Consider the following 13,658-nt stretch of genomic DNA (forward strand, 5'->3'; position numbering starts at 1 on the left):
CTCACTTGTCCTCCGGAACCGACGCCGGGAAGCTCGCGGCGCGAATGGTGGGGCTGGTCAGGGCCTTGAGGCCCGGTGCGGGCGCGGAAGCGCCGGCATCGCGTGCCGTCGCTTCGGTGCGCTCCTGCGCGTTGCGATAGGCTTCGCTGCCCTTGATGCGGGCAATGGCCTCCGGACCCGACGCGGTCTTCGGCGCGGAGACGAGCGCGGTCAGCTGTCCTGTCGCTCCTGCCGCGGAACCACGATGGACAAGCACGCCTGCCTGGGTCGCGGCCTGAGCCGGCTTTGCCACGGGAGCGCCTTGGGCGACGGTCGGCGCCGGAACGCCCGCCGAGACAGGAACGGGTGCCCGAGCCGCCGGTGCGACCGCCGACGTGCGTGTGCCGGAGGCCGGCGCCGGCGTGGGGGGCGCCGCGCGCCGCTTGCCGCGCTGACCCAGCTTGCTCTGGACGTCCGCTTTGATTGCTTCGACCGGGTTGGGCTTGCGGGCACGCGCCGCCGCGACGACGGCAGGATCCGGCAGATTGGGGTCGATCTCCGCGACGTCGATATAGCCGGGTGCATCCCGATCGACGACTTCGGACAGGCTGACCCCGGTCGGCCGCGCCGCAGGGTTACGGTCGGGGATCGGGGTCGCGTCGGCCAGCGCTTGTGCCTGCCATTCCGACTGGACGACGGTGTGGACCGCGCTCGCCTCGTGGAGACGGCCGCGATCGTCGACGTAGGGCTGGAACACGACGCGCAGCACCTTCTCGCGCGTCCGCGAGCCCGGAACCGCGCTGCGGTCGGGCATCGGCGCGGGCACCGACGCAGCTGTCCGCATCGCCCGCGGCTGCTGGGCGGGTGCCTGATACGGACCGGCCGGAATCATGGTGTCCCCGGCGTCTCCCGAGATCATCGCGAGAGCGCGATCATCGATCGTCGATGATGGCGCACAGATGCCGTCCGGTGCGGCGCAGGAAAAGTCGCCTTTCACGTTCCCACCGAGGGTCGTGCAGCCATTTAGGGCGGCGAGAGCCACAAGACTCACGGCGGCGAATGCGGCGCTACGGCCGTTAAGCCGCGCGATCACGACCGGCCTCCCTTGATCCAGCTCTGCAGGAACTCCTTGGGGCGATAGCCTTCGAGCATGGCCCCGTCGCTCCGCACGATCACCGGCGTCCCGCTCAGCCCGTGTTTGTGGGCGAATGCCTCGTTGGCATCGAGACCGGACGTGTCGCAGCTCGCGCCGCCCTTGAACGGCTCGCCGGCGTAGGCGGCGTGGAGCGCCTCCTCACGATTCTTCGCGCAATAGACCCGATCGGCGATGTCGCGGCTTCCCAGAACCGAGATCGGCCGCTCCACGACCCGCACGTTCATGCTGCGCAGGACGTTGGTGAGCGCGCGGCAGTAGCCGCACCGGAAGTCGGTGAAGACCGTGACGGTCTGCCCGGAGGGGTTGCCCCAGACGATCGCTCCGTCCTTAGGAAGGCTGTCCAACGAGAGCACTGCAGGTCGCGCGGGAAGCGACGTCTTTTCGACGCGCCCCTTTGCCGCCGGCATTGCTCCCTCGGGCTCGCCGCCACCTTCGGCCGCGGCGGCATTGGCCTTGGCAGCGCCACCGACCAGCATGTCCGGGTTGATCTCGAGGAGCCGCGCCGCCGTCAGGTCCTGCCGCGTCTCCATGTCGTACACGCGGCCGATGATGAGATAGCGCGCGTCCGCGTCGACGTAGAACAGGTTCGCGCCGGCCGTGACCTCGCAGAGGCCATGCACCTTCTCACAGTTGACCTGGGTCAACGGAGTCTTGGGCAGCCGCGTCTTCAGGAGGTTCGTAACCTGAACGCTGCTCGGGCTCGCGATCTGACCCGCGACCGCCATGCTTGCGGCGCCGATCACCGGCACGGCGACGAGCAATGCCGCTACCTTGGTCGGCAGGCGCCGACGGAGACGATCAATTCCGAACATAAGCGCCCTCCAGGAAAACGATTTCGACGTCGATCCCGGTCGCCATCTCGATGACCGGCTGATACTGCTCGGCACGCTCGATCAGGTACTTGGACACGTCTTTGCCTGACTCTTGCGCGCCACCGCCGAGCGCGCGCAGCCCGACATTGCCGAGGCTCGGGGTGCGGTTCACACCGTCCTCCCCGTCCCTGGTGATCGTCGCGAGCGGTTGCTGGAAAGCGGTATTCAGCGCAGTGCCGGCACCGCCCACCAGGCCTGCCAGGAAGGCCTGCATCGCGAGAGAGCCTTCACGGCTAACCACGCGTCCACGGACGCCCGTCTTGCCGCCGAACGCGATAAAGCCCTTGACCTCCGACACGGCGTAGCGGCCACCCGGCTGCGGGCATGTCATCTTCTGCAGCTTAACGTAGACCTTCTCGCTGGAGAGATCGCCTCGCGCTGCACCGTTGATCAAGCAGCCCTGGATCTTGGTGGTCAGCAGCTTGCCGTTCTGGAGCACCGAGCGTGCGGGGCCTGTCACGCGGAGCACGACCGGCAGCGGATCGGTCTGGCTGTTGACCCCCGCACTCGCATCCACACCGACAATCACCTTCGCCGATGCGAAGCTGTTGGGCGGCAGATAGTTCGGGCTGTCCGTGTAGACCGTATTGCCCTTGGCCACCTTGGATGCCGGTCCGCTCTCGCCTGTCGAGAAGTTCACCATCTTGACCTCGGCCGAGTGACCGACGGGAACCGCGCCCGCTCCGCCTGCGGCGTCGGGACGCTGATAGGCTTGCGGACCACGCGGGCCATACATGGCCGCTGGGCCAGGAGCAGGTGGCGGTGCGGCCGGACGGTCATTAATCTGCTTGCGGAGCTGCTCGTTCTCGGCCTGATAGGCCGAGAGGACGCGCTGGCCGTCCGCCTGCATCGCCTGGTTCTGCCCCTTCAGCGCCTCGATCTGCGCGGCGAGGTTGTCCATGCGGGCGGACTGGCCGTTAACCGACTTGAGCTGGTTCTCGGTCGACTGGAAACGGTTTTCCGAGAGCGCCATCCACTCCTGATTGGAGAGGTTGCGGTTGACCATGTCCTTGGTCGAGACCTCGACCTTCTCGGCGCCGTCCGCGTCGGCGAGCTTCTTGTCGTCGTCGCCGCTGAAGATCCACATCGAGGAGAGCACCAGGCCGACGCCGGCGACGCCGGCGAGCAGCATGCGCTGCTTGCGCCGCACCGCCTCGTTGCCCGCGAGCTCGCCGCCGACCGGCGAGATGCCTTCGCCCTCCGCCTCATCCAGCGGCTTGCGCTTGCGATTGAAGATGTCCGCGAAAGCCATGGCTTACCTCACATTCTGGGAGACGAGGTAGGCCGTCGTGACCTTCCCCGGGGCGAGCTTGGGCTCGGCGATGGAGACGGCGAGCGCGCTGGCCGGAGCCACGGTACGCTCGGTGAGCTCGGTCGGGGCGTCGCCCGTGTTCTCGATGCGCAGCACCTTGCCCGTCAGGTCCTGGCCGCGATATTCGGCGATCATCTGGACCTTGAGCTGGCCGACATAGACCGGCTTCAGGGTGCGCTGCCGCATCTCGTAGCCGTCGGCGACGCTGTTCGAATACATCGCCTGGACCAGCTCGACCGCCGCATCCTGCGGACCGGCCGCGACCTGCTGCGGGCTCGCCTCAGCGGCCTTCTCCTTGGCGATCGCCGGGTTGGAGACGAATACCTGGGCCGCCGCATCGCCGGCGATCCGGCACATGAACTTGTAGACGTAGCCCCGCTTCGTCGTGCCGAAGAAGGACAGCGCCGATCGACCGAAGCCCTCGGGCACGCTCAGGTAGATGTCGCCGCGCACCGGCTCGTTGACGACCGAGAAATCGTCCTGCGGGTTGCCCGTCGAGATCTTGGAGACGCTGGCGAACTCGTCCTCGACCAGGCTGATGCGGGTCAGGTCCTTGGCGGACGCCTGACAGTCGACCTGCGCATTGTCGGCGGCCATGATCGTCTGATCGGCCCATGCCGGCTGCGCCAGGAAGAGAGCGGCAAGCGCGAAGAGGAACCCGCCGATCATCCTGCTCAGGATGCAGCTGACCCGCGACATGAGCACGGTTCCCACCGCCGCGCTGCCGACGGCGTAGATAGCGGTCATTGGTCTTGCTCCTTGCCGGTGCGAACCATTCCGAAGCCGACGAGACGGAGAGACAGACCCTCGTACTCCCAGTCGTACCGGAAGGTGCGGCGCTCGTTCGAGATCACCTTGTTGCCGACGATGGTGTGCAGCTCGCCCGTCACCTCGGAGCGGAGGTTCTTCGGGTCGATCTCCATCGACTGTATCGTGAAAAACTGGGAGATCGAGGAGCCGCGCTGCTCGTTGACGATCTTGAGGAGATCACCCTTGATCTTACCCTGCACACGCGGGCTCGTGATCGCGAGGACCTGGTTCATCCAGTATTCGAGGTTCTGCGGGCTGCGATCGAGCGTCAGGACGACGACGTCGCGGGTGATCATCTCGAGATACTGACGCGAAACACCCGCGCTGCTGACCGTGATCGGCGACTGCAGCACCGGCTGCAGCACGACCTCCCGATCGCGCGAGATGCCCAGGGTAAGAAGGAGCGCCGCCAGCCCGGCGAGCGCGGCCGCGACAACCACAAGGAGGTTGCGCTGCTTGAGAACGCGCTGGTTCTGCGCGTGGCTGTACGAGAGATCCATGTTACCCCGCCATCAATCGAAGGTATGAGGGCGGCGTGGCTCTCAGGCCGGTGAAGCCGGCCGGCAGATGCCAATAGGCGAGATGAAGCAGCCAAGACGCGGCACGACCAGCTTTAGCCTTCTTAAGTCCCCACCAGCCCGCGAACGCCGCGATCATGCCGATGAGGATGTGCTGGGTCATGATCCCCCAGACGAATGGTATGACCATCGCCAGGAACTCATCCAACGTCCACAGCCCGATCAGCTCAGGGTCGTCGAGATGAGATGGGATTGCGTACTTGTCTGCAGCCATTGCGCCACCCTCCCCGAGAGCGCGGCCGGGGCTGCCACCCCGACCGGCCCAAACGGATGCGTCAGATCGTCGCCGTCACGGTCGAGGTGACGATCGGAATGCCGGTACCGGCGCCGACGCCGACGCCGACCGGGATCGCGATCTGGCCCATGGAGAAGCGGCCGGAGGCCAGCGCGACGATGCCGCCGGCAAGCGACAGCACGGTGATGACCTTGCCGCCCGACCCCTCGAGGAAGTCGGTGAACTTGGTCAGGGCGGTGTCGAACGTCGTGTCGGCGCCGGCGAACGCCGGACCGGCGAAGTAGAAGAGCGCGAACGCCAGCACGGCGAGGGCGAAGACCGCCATCTCCATGTGGCCGCTCTTTTTCAGCACGGACTGCATAGTGAGTTCCCTTCGATGGAGACGCGGCTCGTCCGCGCCCAAATGAAGGGTGAGCGAAGATGGATTCGGCCGACAATCAGGGACCGGCGGAACGAAGTCCGATCTCGCAGGTTTTTTTCACTTCGGGCGTTTTTGGCCCGAAATCGCGTCCCGCCAGCGAGGACACCCGGCCTCTAATCCGGGACACCCGTCCCGGCTCCCGGGACACCCCGTCCCGGCTCCCGGGACACGCGTCCCGGTTGGCGACGACCCCCTCGAAGTGTAGAATCGACGCAACGACCACTGAGTCGTATAGGGCGCGTTCATCACATCCTCGCGATGTTCGGCGATGCCGGGGAGTAGCAGGATCGAGGCCAAGGACGTGCAGGAATGAGTGGGGATACTCGCGGTTATTCGCTCGACGTATCGGAGTACCTGTTCCGCCTCACCACGGAGAGCCTCAGGCTCTTGTCCAACGAAACAAAGCGATACCACAGCCTGACCAGCATGGTGAACCAGCTCGCCGGCGCGGGCGCGGCAGATGCCATCGCCCAGCACGACGTCGAGACCCTGCGCCAGCACCTCAGCAAGATCCCGACCAAGGGACCGATTCGCATCCATCTGCACATCACCAAGACGAGCGCAGACAACCTGATCGAGGCCAAGAAGCGGCTCGCCAAGGAGCTCGGCTCCAGCCTCACCGTGGGAGACGCGATTTCCATGTTGCTGTTCGACTTCGTGGTCGATCAGAGCGCTTCCAGGCTCCTCTCAAAGCTCGGCGTCGATGAGGCGGGGCGGCCGCACGACGAACCGAGTCCGGACCGGGATACTTCCGATAACGTCGTTCGTCTCAAGTAGTTAGACGGAAGTCGCGCGCACCGCGGCCAGTGCAACAAAGGGTTGCCAATCTCCTAATAATGAGGTTTGCTATCCGAGTCCGAACAGGATTTCGGGGGGCCTCAAGCCGTGCAATCCGTCGCTGCGATCGAACTGGAGACGTCTGCCTTTCTACCGGCTGAGGCGGGGGCACGCGCCCTGAAACCGGCCGAGCCGGACTATGTTCCGCTGATCAACACAGCGATGGACAACCAGAAGCTCGGCGTTCGGCAGATCGCGATCAAGACAGGCATCAGCAAGACGCGGCTCGGCCGCATCCTGCACCGCGATCCCAACCAACGGGCACCGATGACGCTGCCGGAGTTCCAGACCATCCTGCGCGCCCTGAACATGGACCTCATGCACGCGATCATCAGCGTGGAGATGGCGCGCGACCTCGAGCTTATGGGCGACGAGCGGTTCGCAACCCTCGTGACGATGCTCAGTACCCTCTTCCAGGGCCTGCCGCACCGGATCATCGAGGCGCTGCGCGAACTGGACGGCATGGACGGAACCGAGATCCGCAAGGAATGGGGCGGATACTTCCAGGCAGCAGTCATCCGCAAGATGGTCGGAGAGATCAGCAACGTGCTGCGGCGTCGTGCCGATGACGAAGACGGCAACTTCTTCAATCTTTGAGCCGCCCGGCTTTTTTTTGGCGCTGCCCTGCACCTAAAAGCACTAGCGAGCGGCCCTAAAAGCACTGGAAATAGTTGCGCGTTGACGTGGAAACGTCCGCAAAAGCACTAATAATCGCGCTCGCTCCAGCTTTCCCCACCGTTAACACTGATCCCACACCCTCTCCGGATTCGGCAGCATGCGCTGACGCGGTCCCGTGAGGCGAGCTTCGATGCGCCCGCACCGTCTCGAAGGCTCTGGGATCAACGTGCGGGATGGAGATGTCGTGCGGACAAGAAAAACCCGGCACTAGGCCGGGCTTTTCGGGTGGTCATAGAACCTGTCTGGAAACACGGTTCTAGCTGACCTCCCCTGAACAGACAAGCTCGAAGCGCGATTCGCGCATCGGCTAGATGTGTCCGAACGGCATTCCCTCAGGGAGTGACGAATGGGAGCCTATACCCCGAAGCGATCGGGCGGCATGCGCCGCTACAACCAGTTCAACTCCGTGGTCGAGCGCCTCGCAAAGGGCTACGCCGGTCAGGAGAAGGTCTCTCCTGCCCGCCTCCTCGGCAAGCTGAAGTGCGCGGCGCCCTATATCGGTGTTCCGCCCTCCGTTCTGGGGCTGCTCGACGCCCTCATCCCCCACTCCAAGTCGCAGGATTGGCTTCCCGGCCGGGTGCCGCTCGTCTGGCCGCGCAACGAGACCCTCTCGCGCAAGCTGGGCGTCTCGGTCCGCCAGGTGCAGAAGACGATCCGCACAGCGATCGAGTTCGGCCTAATCGTGCCCTGCGACAGCCCCAATGGCCATCGGGGCGGCAAGCGCAACGCTGCAGGGGACATTCTCTGGGGCTACGGCTTCGATCTCCGGCCGCTCGGAACACGCTCCGACGAGTTCGACGCGATCGCGGCCAAAGGCTATGCCGAAGATCGCGAAGTCGATCGCCTGAAGCGCGCTCTGTCGGCCGCACGACGCCGTGCTCGCACCTTGGCAAATGCGGTGCTGGACGCCGGCATCGAGGGCATCGATGCGACCCGCGAGATCGAACTCGTCCGGATGGCGCTCGATCATGTGAAAGGCAGTCGCGATCTGGACGCGCTCATCCGGTGCCTCTCGCAGGTCACGCAGCGCGTCGACGCCTTTCAAGCTGCCGTCGACGGAGCGTTGGAGGCGCTAATCCCCTGTGAAACAGCCATGGATGCGGTTGAATGTCCTGTTGATAGTTCACCCAAGGGCGAATCTGCGTTCGTCCACTCTACAACTACAACCCAACTTGAAACTGCTAACGCAGTTACGGGTAGGGGCTTGGCGAAGAAGAGTAGTGAGGCCTGGGACATCGCCCTCCTCGCACCTCAGAGCAATGTCGAAGCCGACCTGGATCGTCACGGGATCGATCCCAAGTTCGTCGCCAAGGCGGCGCCGGAGCTGATCTGGGATCTCGACATGGGGCCAAGGGCCTGGGGCAGGCTGATCAGCATCGCCGAGGGCCTGACCGGGCAACACGCGATCGGCGCCCATGCCTGGCGCGAGGCGTGCCGGTTGATGGGCCAGCGCGGGGCAGCGGCCGCCGTCATCGCGACGGTCACGAAAAACGTCAGGGGCGAGGTGCGTTCGCCGGGGGCATATCTGCGCGGCATGAGCGCCAAGGCAGCGGCCGGCGAGCTGAATCTCGGCAAGACGTACCACGGCCTGCGCGAAGGGCTAGAGGAGGCGGCGTGAGCGATCCGGTGGCGCACCCAAAAGCACGTTGGTGAGTCCCTTCCCCCCCGCGTGCCGGCATTTCGTACCTAAAAGCACGAACGAACGCACCCAAAAGCACGAGCTGGAGGCCTTCTTTCCGGCGTCTGAAGGCATAGTGCACCCAAAAGCACGATGTTTTCTAGCGGAAGCGCGAGTTTTCGGGTGCGATCAGGTCACGACACACCTGGACCCTCATGGATTTTGGGTGCGGTTGTAAGCCAGGCCGCGCATCCCACGATGATTCCTAGTGCTTTTGGGTGCGAAGCGGTCATCGCTGGTGGTCGGATGGCGCTGCCGACGTTAACATGGATGCGAGTCATGGAGGTCCAGCGCGATGGCACGAAAGCGCACTAACACCGAGGTACAGGGAATGCTGGCGCTGGACTGCCCGCTGCGCGGTGACATCCACGGCGACCGCAGCGTCATGGACTTCCCATTCTTCGCGCTCGAGAAGAAGCCTCAGACCGGCATCATCGAACACAAGATCGGCAACGTCTCGATCACCATCCGCGCCGGCGAAGGCGGAATCGCCACGATGTACGACAAAGAGATCATTCTCTACGTCGCTTCGATCATTTTCGAACAGAAGGCGCGCGGCCAGGCGCTCTCACAGGAGATCACCTTCACCGCGCACGACTTCTTCCGCGCGACGGGCACTCCGAACCCGGGCAAGCGGGACTATACACGCTTCACGGACGCGATGTCCCGGCTCCAGGGCACGCAGATCCAGACCAACCTCAAGACGGGCGGCGCCGGACACCGGGGATGGTTCTCGTGGGTGGAGAACGCCCAGGTCATCTACAACGACATGCCCGAGGGCTATGAGCGGCTCCAGGCGGTCAAGATCCGCCTCTGCGACTTCCTCTTCCGCGCGATCGAGCGTGACGTGTCGATGTATTCCTACCATCACGAATACTTCAAGCTCGGGCTGATCGAGCGCCGCCTGTACGAGATCGCCCGTTCCCACTGTGACGAGGGTCCGTTCGAGGTCGACCTTGAGTCGCTGTTGAAGACGGTGGGCAGCAGGAGCGCGCTGCGACGCTTCAAGCAGCACATCAGCGACATCCAGCAGTCCAACAGCTTGCCGCACTACAGCATCGCGATGCGCGACCAGATCGAGGGCAGCCGGGTGCGCGCGCGCGCCAACGAGACGATCGTGACGTTCTCGGAGCGGCCCGCGGCGGCTGAATGCCCCTACGTCCAGCAAACACTCGAGGCGATCGCCTGACCTAGAAGGACGAGACCATCGCGGCGCGTGAAAAGGTCGGGGGAACCGCGACCGACGCTCCCGGCGTCTGGATCGTGGTGACCCTCGACATGCCGCTGAGACGCGACCAGTTCAACAGAATGTTCGACACATAGTCCTGGGTCTCGACGATCCGCGGAACGCGGCCGTTGCGCACCCTCCCCGGCCCGGCGTTATAGGCCGCTAGGGCGAGGTGATACTGGCCAAACTTGTCGAGCTGCTGGCGCAGGTAGCGCGCACCGCCCCGGAGGTTCTGCTCGACGTCGTAGCGGTTCACGCCCAGGCCCGCCGCGGTGTCCGGCATCAGCTGCGTCAGCCCGAAGGCATTCTTGGGCGAGTAGATCGAGGCATTATAGCGGCTCTCTCGGATGATCATCGCGTCGAAGAGCCCGACCGGGATGCCGTACTGGCACGCGATGTTCGACATCATCGTGTAATAGCCGCGGCGCCGAAACTCGCCGTCCGGCCGTAAGATGCCGCTCGGCCGATAGTCGGTCGGGACGCACCCGGGGACGTAGGAGTTCGCCGCAGAGGCAAACACCTGGCCCCCACGCATCCAGAGCGGAACCGAAATGGTCGACGCCGGCGAAACACCGACCGAAGCACCGAACGCCGGAACACCGGGCTGCGCGACGCCGACGGCAGCGAACGGATCCTCCCCTGCCCCTGACCCGACGTTACTCGCTGGCGCCGCGGCAGACTGCGGAGCGAAGCTGTTCGCCATCTGGTAGGCGACCCACTGCCGGCTGAGATCGTGAACCCGGAACGCCTCCGGCAGCGGCGGGGTATCGACCGAAGCCGCGCCCCCCGTCTCGGCCGGCAGCTGCTCGCTTGGACCGACCGGCACGCTCTCCGATGAAGGCGCCGGCGAAGCGCTCATGCTGATGAGCTGCACCGTTCTCACAGCCCGCGTCGGCCGCGCACCGGCCGCCGCGGTGATCCCGGAAATGAGTGCCGCACCGGCTAGAAAATAGGCTCGCATATGGTCCTCCCGACCCCGTTCACAGAAAGTGAGATCGACGGATTCGGAGTTGTCAAGACCCCCTGCCTGAGTGAAACTGCTGCCAATCGGCCCCATCGGACGGCTCAAATGTGGCTCATCGACCGTGACACGAACGGCGTCGGGGGACGCAGAATCCCCCTACCCCCTCCCCTGCGGGAGGCTTTGGTGCGCTGGTACATCGGTGAGGGATCGCGCGGCGACGAGGAGGCCGGCATCACTCTGGTCCAGAACGCCCGCATCGGCGCTAAGTGGATCGCCTGCGACTGCCTGACCGGCGAGAACCCGCCCCCGATCCTGACGCCCGCCTTCCTATCCGAAGCCGAGACCTATTATCTGCGGAGATTGACGAGCACCAAGCGGCCGGAGCACCGCGAGGACTGCCCCTTCTTCCGCGACCAGGTCACGCACCGCATCACCGAGATCCGCTCTCGCGAGACGCCTACTGATCCACCCACCGGCTATTTCGAGGTTCTACGCCCAGCCCCGGAGAAACTGGCGCAGAGGCCCGAGGAGGATGCCAGCGACGACCGCACTCGCCACGGCTCCGTTCCGCGTCTGGCGCGGCTCCTATGGCGCCTGATCGACGCTGCCGGCACCAACAAGGTGGCCCCCGTCGCGCACGAATACGAAACCGCCTCGATCAAGCTGGAGTTCGAGGCGCTCGGCAGAGCCTCGACCAAGATCGAGATCGCGCCGGGGATCGAGCTCGGCCGAGCGTTCTGGACCCACGCAAATGCGCTTCACAGCCGTAGAGCCTACGCCATGCTGCGCCAGCTCGCGAAATCGTGGCCGAGCGGACACGCGCCACAGGGCTTCATGGCGCTGTTCTCGCCACACGTCCGGGGCCACGTCGTCGACGTCCCCGGGGCCGAGGCGATCCACGTCGCCAACCGCGTGCAGTCGCCCTCCGTGCGCGGCAACCTCATCAAGGGACCGTTCCTGGTGATGATCGTCGCGGGCGAGTATCCCGAGGCGCACGGCTACGCGCCGCTGCGCGCCTACGCTCAACCGATCTTCTCCGGCCAGCGCTTCATCCCGGTCGACTCCGAGTTCGAGCGGTCGGTCCTGCGCGAGCTGTTCAAGGCCCGCCGGCTACTGGACGCCGGGGGGGTGGATCTCGCGATCGAGAAGCCCGTCTTCGACCGCCTCACAACCCAGGGCTCTTGCCGACCGGACTTCCTCCTCGAGGCACGCTCGCGCCTGACTGGCGAGATCAAGCAGCTGGTGGTCGAGGCGATGGGCTTCAGCGACGACGACTATCTGGCGTCCAAGGCGACGACGCATCCGCGTATGCGGCTCCTGGGACCGCTCCTGACGATCGAGCCCACGGACGTCGAGAAGGACCGCGTGGGCGATCTGATCGCGAGTGCTCTCGATCTCTGAGGCTCAGTTCCAGCTCAGGCTCATGCCGAACGAGACCACGATCCCGAGCGTCACAGGGGTCGACAGAAGGTAGAGCTTCTGCCAGCGCCACCAGGTCTTCGGCAGGAACAGCACGGCGCCACGCACGGACCGCATCTCCTCCCAGGACCGCTCGCGATACAGACGGATTCCGGCGACCGAGACGGAGAGGACCATCGCGATCGCGCAGCACAGCCCCGTGGCGGTGTAGAGTGCTATCCAGTTGATCAACTCGACTTGGGTCAGGTGCGCCATGATCAGCCTCGTAGCCCGCCCCGGGTGAATTATGTCGCCGACCCTTGGCCGGTTCCGAACGGACCCTATCTGTTTAGAACAGCATGGTGAGGATATGCTTAACCTCCCACCTCAACGAAATTGACTCAAGTTCCCCACATACCGCAAGCTAATGGTCGCTAAACGGCTTCGCACGTCCTGCCGATCGGATCGCCGAGCGACGTTCGCACGCCGAGCTGCCGAGGCGGTTTGTTGATGCACCCCGGCGTCGTCGTCCTCGTCATCATCTTCGAGGGCGTTCGGAAGGTCACGCTCCATGCGACCGAAGCGCAGGCGTGGCGGCAGCTGATGGAATTCGTCGACCGACGCTGGGAACGCCGGTTCGGGCGAGCCCCCTCCCCTATCGAGCCGGAGGCGCGAGCGGACCAGTTCTTCCGCAACGACAGCGACGATCTCTACGCAATTATCGACGCCGACCTTTCCGAGCTGCAGGAGGCGCTCAGCTGACGCCGTTCTTCGCTTGGCCTGGCGCACCATCCCGTCGTACAATCTCGGCGAGCGGGAGCCTCCTATGTTCGAGTGCCTTATCTTGGGCGACAGCACCGGCGTCGGTGCCGCTCAGGCGATCAACCGGCGCTATGCCCAGCAATGCGACGTGCAGGCCGTCGAGCGTGCTACAGCGGCGCAGATCCTCACCTGGAGGAAGACCGGCAAGGACTATGGCGCCTGTGTCTTCGCCATGGGATCGAACGACCCGGCCGGCGCCGCGCTCGCGACCAAACTCACGAAGATCCGCACCAGCCTCTGCTTTCGCCGCGTCATCTGGCTGCTGCCCTATGCAAGACCCCAGGCCTACACTGTAAGCTCAGTCGCGGCCCGCTTTGGGGACGAGACGGTTGACTTGAGCCGTTTCGAGACACGCGATCGGATACATCCGCGCAACTATTCGCAAGTGGCAGCGGTTCTTCTGCGCTGAGCGCAGAATCATAACAGAGGTGAGAGGGATCGAGAGGTTCGGGCAAGCGGGATTTGCGTCCCGCGGCCCCTGCCCTCACCCGCCGAGGCTCCGGTCCCGGCGCAGCTCGCAGGAGCTTGCGATGTCGCTACACCTCTTGATGATCACCCTCGCCGACAAGGCCCAGTCGGCCCGAAGCTGCGATTTTGGCCATGTTGAAGAACAAAGATTGAACATGGCGATCTACCAGGCTCGCTCTTGTCCTCCAATCTCGTAAACATCGGTCTCGATCGAGCACCTGT

Annotated in this window: 16 protein-coding genes; 7 read left to right on the plus strand and 9 right to left on the minus strand. The window is 64.9% G+C overall.

The window, feature by feature from the left end; genetic code table 11:
* Position 1: 1 nt before the first annotated feature.
* The 7 genes from Q4610_RS19575 to Q4610_RS19605 all read right to left on the minus strand — a co-directional run bounded on the left by Q4610_RS19575 (position 2) and on the right by Q4610_RS19605 (position 5,303).
* The gene (locus Q4610_RS19575) at positions 2-1,072 is read right to left on the minus strand and encodes a TraV family lipoprotein (RefSeq protein ID WP_304537551.1); all 1,071 of its coding nucleotides are present in this window, start codon (positions 1,070-1,072) and stop codon (positions 2-4) included.
* Positions 1,069-1,947, minus strand: coding sequence for a DsbC family protein (locus Q4610_RS19580; RefSeq protein ID WP_304537552.1), 879 nt, complete (start codon positions 1,945-1,947; stop codon positions 1,069-1,071). The genes Q4610_RS19575 and Q4610_RS19580 overlap by 4 nt, the downstream gene beginning before the upstream one ends.
* A complete protein-coding gene (locus Q4610_RS19585) occupies positions 1,934-3,259 on the minus strand; it encodes a TraB/VirB10 family protein (protein ID WP_304537553.1) in 1,326 nt (441 codons plus the stop codon). The genes Q4610_RS19580 and Q4610_RS19585 overlap by 14 nt, the downstream gene beginning before the upstream one ends.
* Positions 3,260-3,262: 3 nt before the next feature.
* Positions 3,263-4,066 carry a type-F conjugative transfer system secretin TraK gene (locus Q4610_RS19590; RefSeq protein WP_304537554.1) on the minus strand — a complete coding sequence of 268 codons (804 nt, stop codon included), beginning with the start codon at positions 4,064-4,066 and terminating at the stop codon, positions 3,263-3,265.
* Positions 4,063-4,629: a type IV conjugative transfer system protein TraE gene (locus Q4610_RS19595; RefSeq protein ID WP_304537555.1), complete on the minus strand. Its 567-nt coding sequence runs from the start codon at positions 4,627-4,629 to the stop codon at positions 4,063-4,065. Before Q4610_RS19595 ends, Q4610_RS19590 begins: the two co-directional genes overlap by 4 nt.
* A 1-nt stretch (position 4,630) precedes the next feature.
* Positions 4,631-4,921 carry a type IV conjugative transfer system protein TraL gene (gene traL / locus Q4610_RS19600; protein WP_304537556.1) on the minus strand — a complete coding sequence of 97 codons (291 nt, stop codon included), beginning with the start codon at positions 4,919-4,921 and terminating at the stop codon, positions 4,631-4,633.
* A gap of 61 nt (positions 4,922-4,982) precedes the next feature.
* Positions 4,983-5,303, minus strand: coding sequence for a TrbC/VirB2 family protein (locus tag Q4610_RS19605; protein ID WP_304537557.1), 321 nt, complete (start codon positions 5,301-5,303; stop codon positions 4,983-4,985).
* Positions 5,304-5,672: 369 nt separating this feature from the next.
* Between Q4610_RS19605 and Q4610_RS19610 the strand changes: the two genes are divergently transcribed.
* The 4 genes from Q4610_RS19610 to Q4610_RS19625 all read left to right on the plus strand — a co-directional run bounded on the left by Q4610_RS19610 (position 5,673) and on the right by Q4610_RS19625 (position 9,745).
* Complete coding sequence (locus tag Q4610_RS19610) at positions 5,673-6,140, plus strand: hypothetical protein (RefSeq protein WP_304537558.1); 468 nt, start codon at positions 5,673-5,675, stop codon at positions 6,138-6,140.
* A gap of 108 nt (positions 6,141-6,248) precedes the next feature.
* A complete protein-coding gene (locus tag Q4610_RS19615) occupies positions 6,249-6,797 on the plus strand; it encodes an XRE family transcriptional regulator (RefSeq protein ID WP_304537559.1) in 549 nt (182 codons plus the stop codon).
* 427 nt (positions 6,798-7,224) lie between these two features.
* Positions 7,225-8,496 carry a plasmid replication protein RepC gene (gene repC, locus Q4610_RS19620; protein ID WP_304537560.1) on the plus strand — a complete coding sequence of 424 codons (1,272 nt, stop codon included), beginning with the start codon at positions 7,225-7,227 and terminating at the stop codon, positions 8,494-8,496.
* 355 nt (positions 8,497-8,851) lie between these two features.
* Positions 8,852-9,745 carry a replication initiator protein A gene (locus Q4610_RS19625; RefSeq protein WP_304537561.1) on the plus strand — a complete coding sequence of 298 codons (894 nt, stop codon included), beginning with the start codon at positions 8,852-8,854 and terminating at the stop codon, positions 9,743-9,745.
* A gap of 1 nt (position 9,746) precedes the next feature.
* Here the strand turns inward: Q4610_RS19625 and Q4610_RS19630 are convergent, their stop codons facing one another.
* Positions 9,747-10,745 (minus strand): lytic transglycosylase domain-containing protein, encoded by a 999-nt coding sequence (locus Q4610_RS19630; protein ID WP_304537562.1) that lies wholly within the window; start codon positions 10,743-10,745, stop codon positions 9,747-9,749.
* 108 nt (positions 10,746-10,853) lie between these two features.
* Between Q4610_RS19630 and Q4610_RS19635 the strand changes: the two genes are divergently transcribed.
* Positions 10,854-12,149 (plus strand): hypothetical protein, encoded by a 1,296-nt coding sequence (locus Q4610_RS19635; protein WP_304537563.1) that lies wholly within the window; start codon positions 10,854-10,856, stop codon positions 12,147-12,149.
* A gap of 3 nt (positions 12,150-12,152) precedes the next feature.
* On the opposite strand, the gene Q4610_RS19640 is transcribed toward Q4610_RS19635, so the two are convergent.
* A complete protein-coding gene (locus Q4610_RS19640) occupies positions 12,153-12,422 on the minus strand; it encodes a hypothetical protein (protein WP_054362420.1) in 270 nt (89 codons plus the stop codon).
* A 231-nt stretch (positions 12,423-12,653) separates the two neighbouring features.
* Between Q4610_RS19640 and Q4610_RS19645 the strand changes: the two genes are divergently transcribed.
* Positions 12,654-12,908 carry a hypothetical protein gene (locus tag Q4610_RS19645; RefSeq protein WP_304537564.1) on the plus strand — a complete coding sequence of 85 codons (255 nt, stop codon included), beginning with the start codon at positions 12,654-12,656 and terminating at the stop codon, positions 12,906-12,908.
* Positions 12,909-12,972: 64 nt separating this feature from the next.
* Positions 12,973-13,377: a hypothetical protein gene (locus tag Q4610_RS19650; RefSeq protein ID WP_304537565.1), complete on the plus strand. Its 405-nt coding sequence runs from the start codon at positions 12,973-12,975 to the stop codon at positions 13,375-13,377.
* Positions 13,378-13,658 lie beyond the last annotated feature (281 nt).

The sequence above is a fragment of the Sphingobium cyanobacteriorum genome (genome assembly GCF_030580935.1).
GTDB lineage: Bacteria > Pseudomonadota > Alphaproteobacteria > Sphingomonadales > Sphingomonadaceae > Sphingobium > Sphingobium cyanobacteriorum.

Excerpts from the sequence above, each read along its gene's own strand:
- Q4610_RS19640 (WP_054362420.1), bottom strand. The coding sequence starts at position 12,422 with ATGGCGCACCTGACCCAAGTCGAGTTGATCAACTGGATAGCACTCTAC.
- Q4610_RS19605 (WP_304537557.1), bottom strand. The coding sequence starts at position 5,303 with ATGCAGTCCGTGCTGAAAAAGAGCGGCCACATGGAGATGGCGGTCTTC.
- Q4610_RS19595 (WP_304537555.1), bottom strand. The coding sequence starts at position 4,629 with ATGGATCTCTCGTACAGCCACGCGCAGAACCAGCGCGTTCTCAAGCAG.
- Q4610_RS19630 (WP_304537562.1), bottom strand. The coding sequence starts at position 10,745 with ATGCGAGCCTATTTTCTAGCCGGTGCGGCACTCATTTCCGGGATCACC.
- Q4610_RS19610 (WP_304537558.1), top strand. The coding sequence starts at position 5,673 with ATGAGTGGGGATACTCGCGGTTATTCGCTCGACGTATCGGAGTACCTG.
- Q4610_RS19580 (WP_304537552.1), bottom strand. The coding sequence starts at position 1,947 with ATGTTCGGAATTGATCGTCTCCGTCGGCGCCTGCCGACCAAGGTAGCG.
- Q4610_RS19590 (WP_304537554.1), bottom strand. The coding sequence starts at position 4,066 with ATGACCGCTATCTACGCCGTCGGCAGCGCGGCGGTGGGAACCGTGCTC.
- traL (WP_304537556.1), bottom strand. The coding sequence starts at position 4,921 with ATGGCTGCAGACAAGTACGCAATCCCATCTCATCTCGACGACCCTGAG.
- Q4610_RS19650 (WP_304537565.1), top strand. The coding sequence starts at position 12,973 with ATGTTCGAGTGCCTTATCTTGGGCGACAGCACCGGCGTCGGTGCCGCT.
- Q4610_RS19635 (WP_304537563.1), top strand. The coding sequence starts at position 10,854 with ATGTGGCTCATCGACCGTGACACGAACGGCGTCGGGGGACGCAGAATC.
- Q4610_RS19625 (WP_304537561.1), top strand. The coding sequence starts at position 8,852 with ATGGCACGAAAGCGCACTAACACCGAGGTACAGGGAATGCTGGCGCTG.
- repC (WP_304537560.1), top strand. The coding sequence starts at position 7,225 with ATGGGAGCCTATACCCCGAAGCGATCGGGCGGCATGCGCCGCTACAAC.
- Q4610_RS19585 (WP_304537553.1), bottom strand. The coding sequence starts at position 3,259 with ATGGCTTTCGCGGACATCTTCAATCGCAAGCGCAAGCCGCTGGATGAG.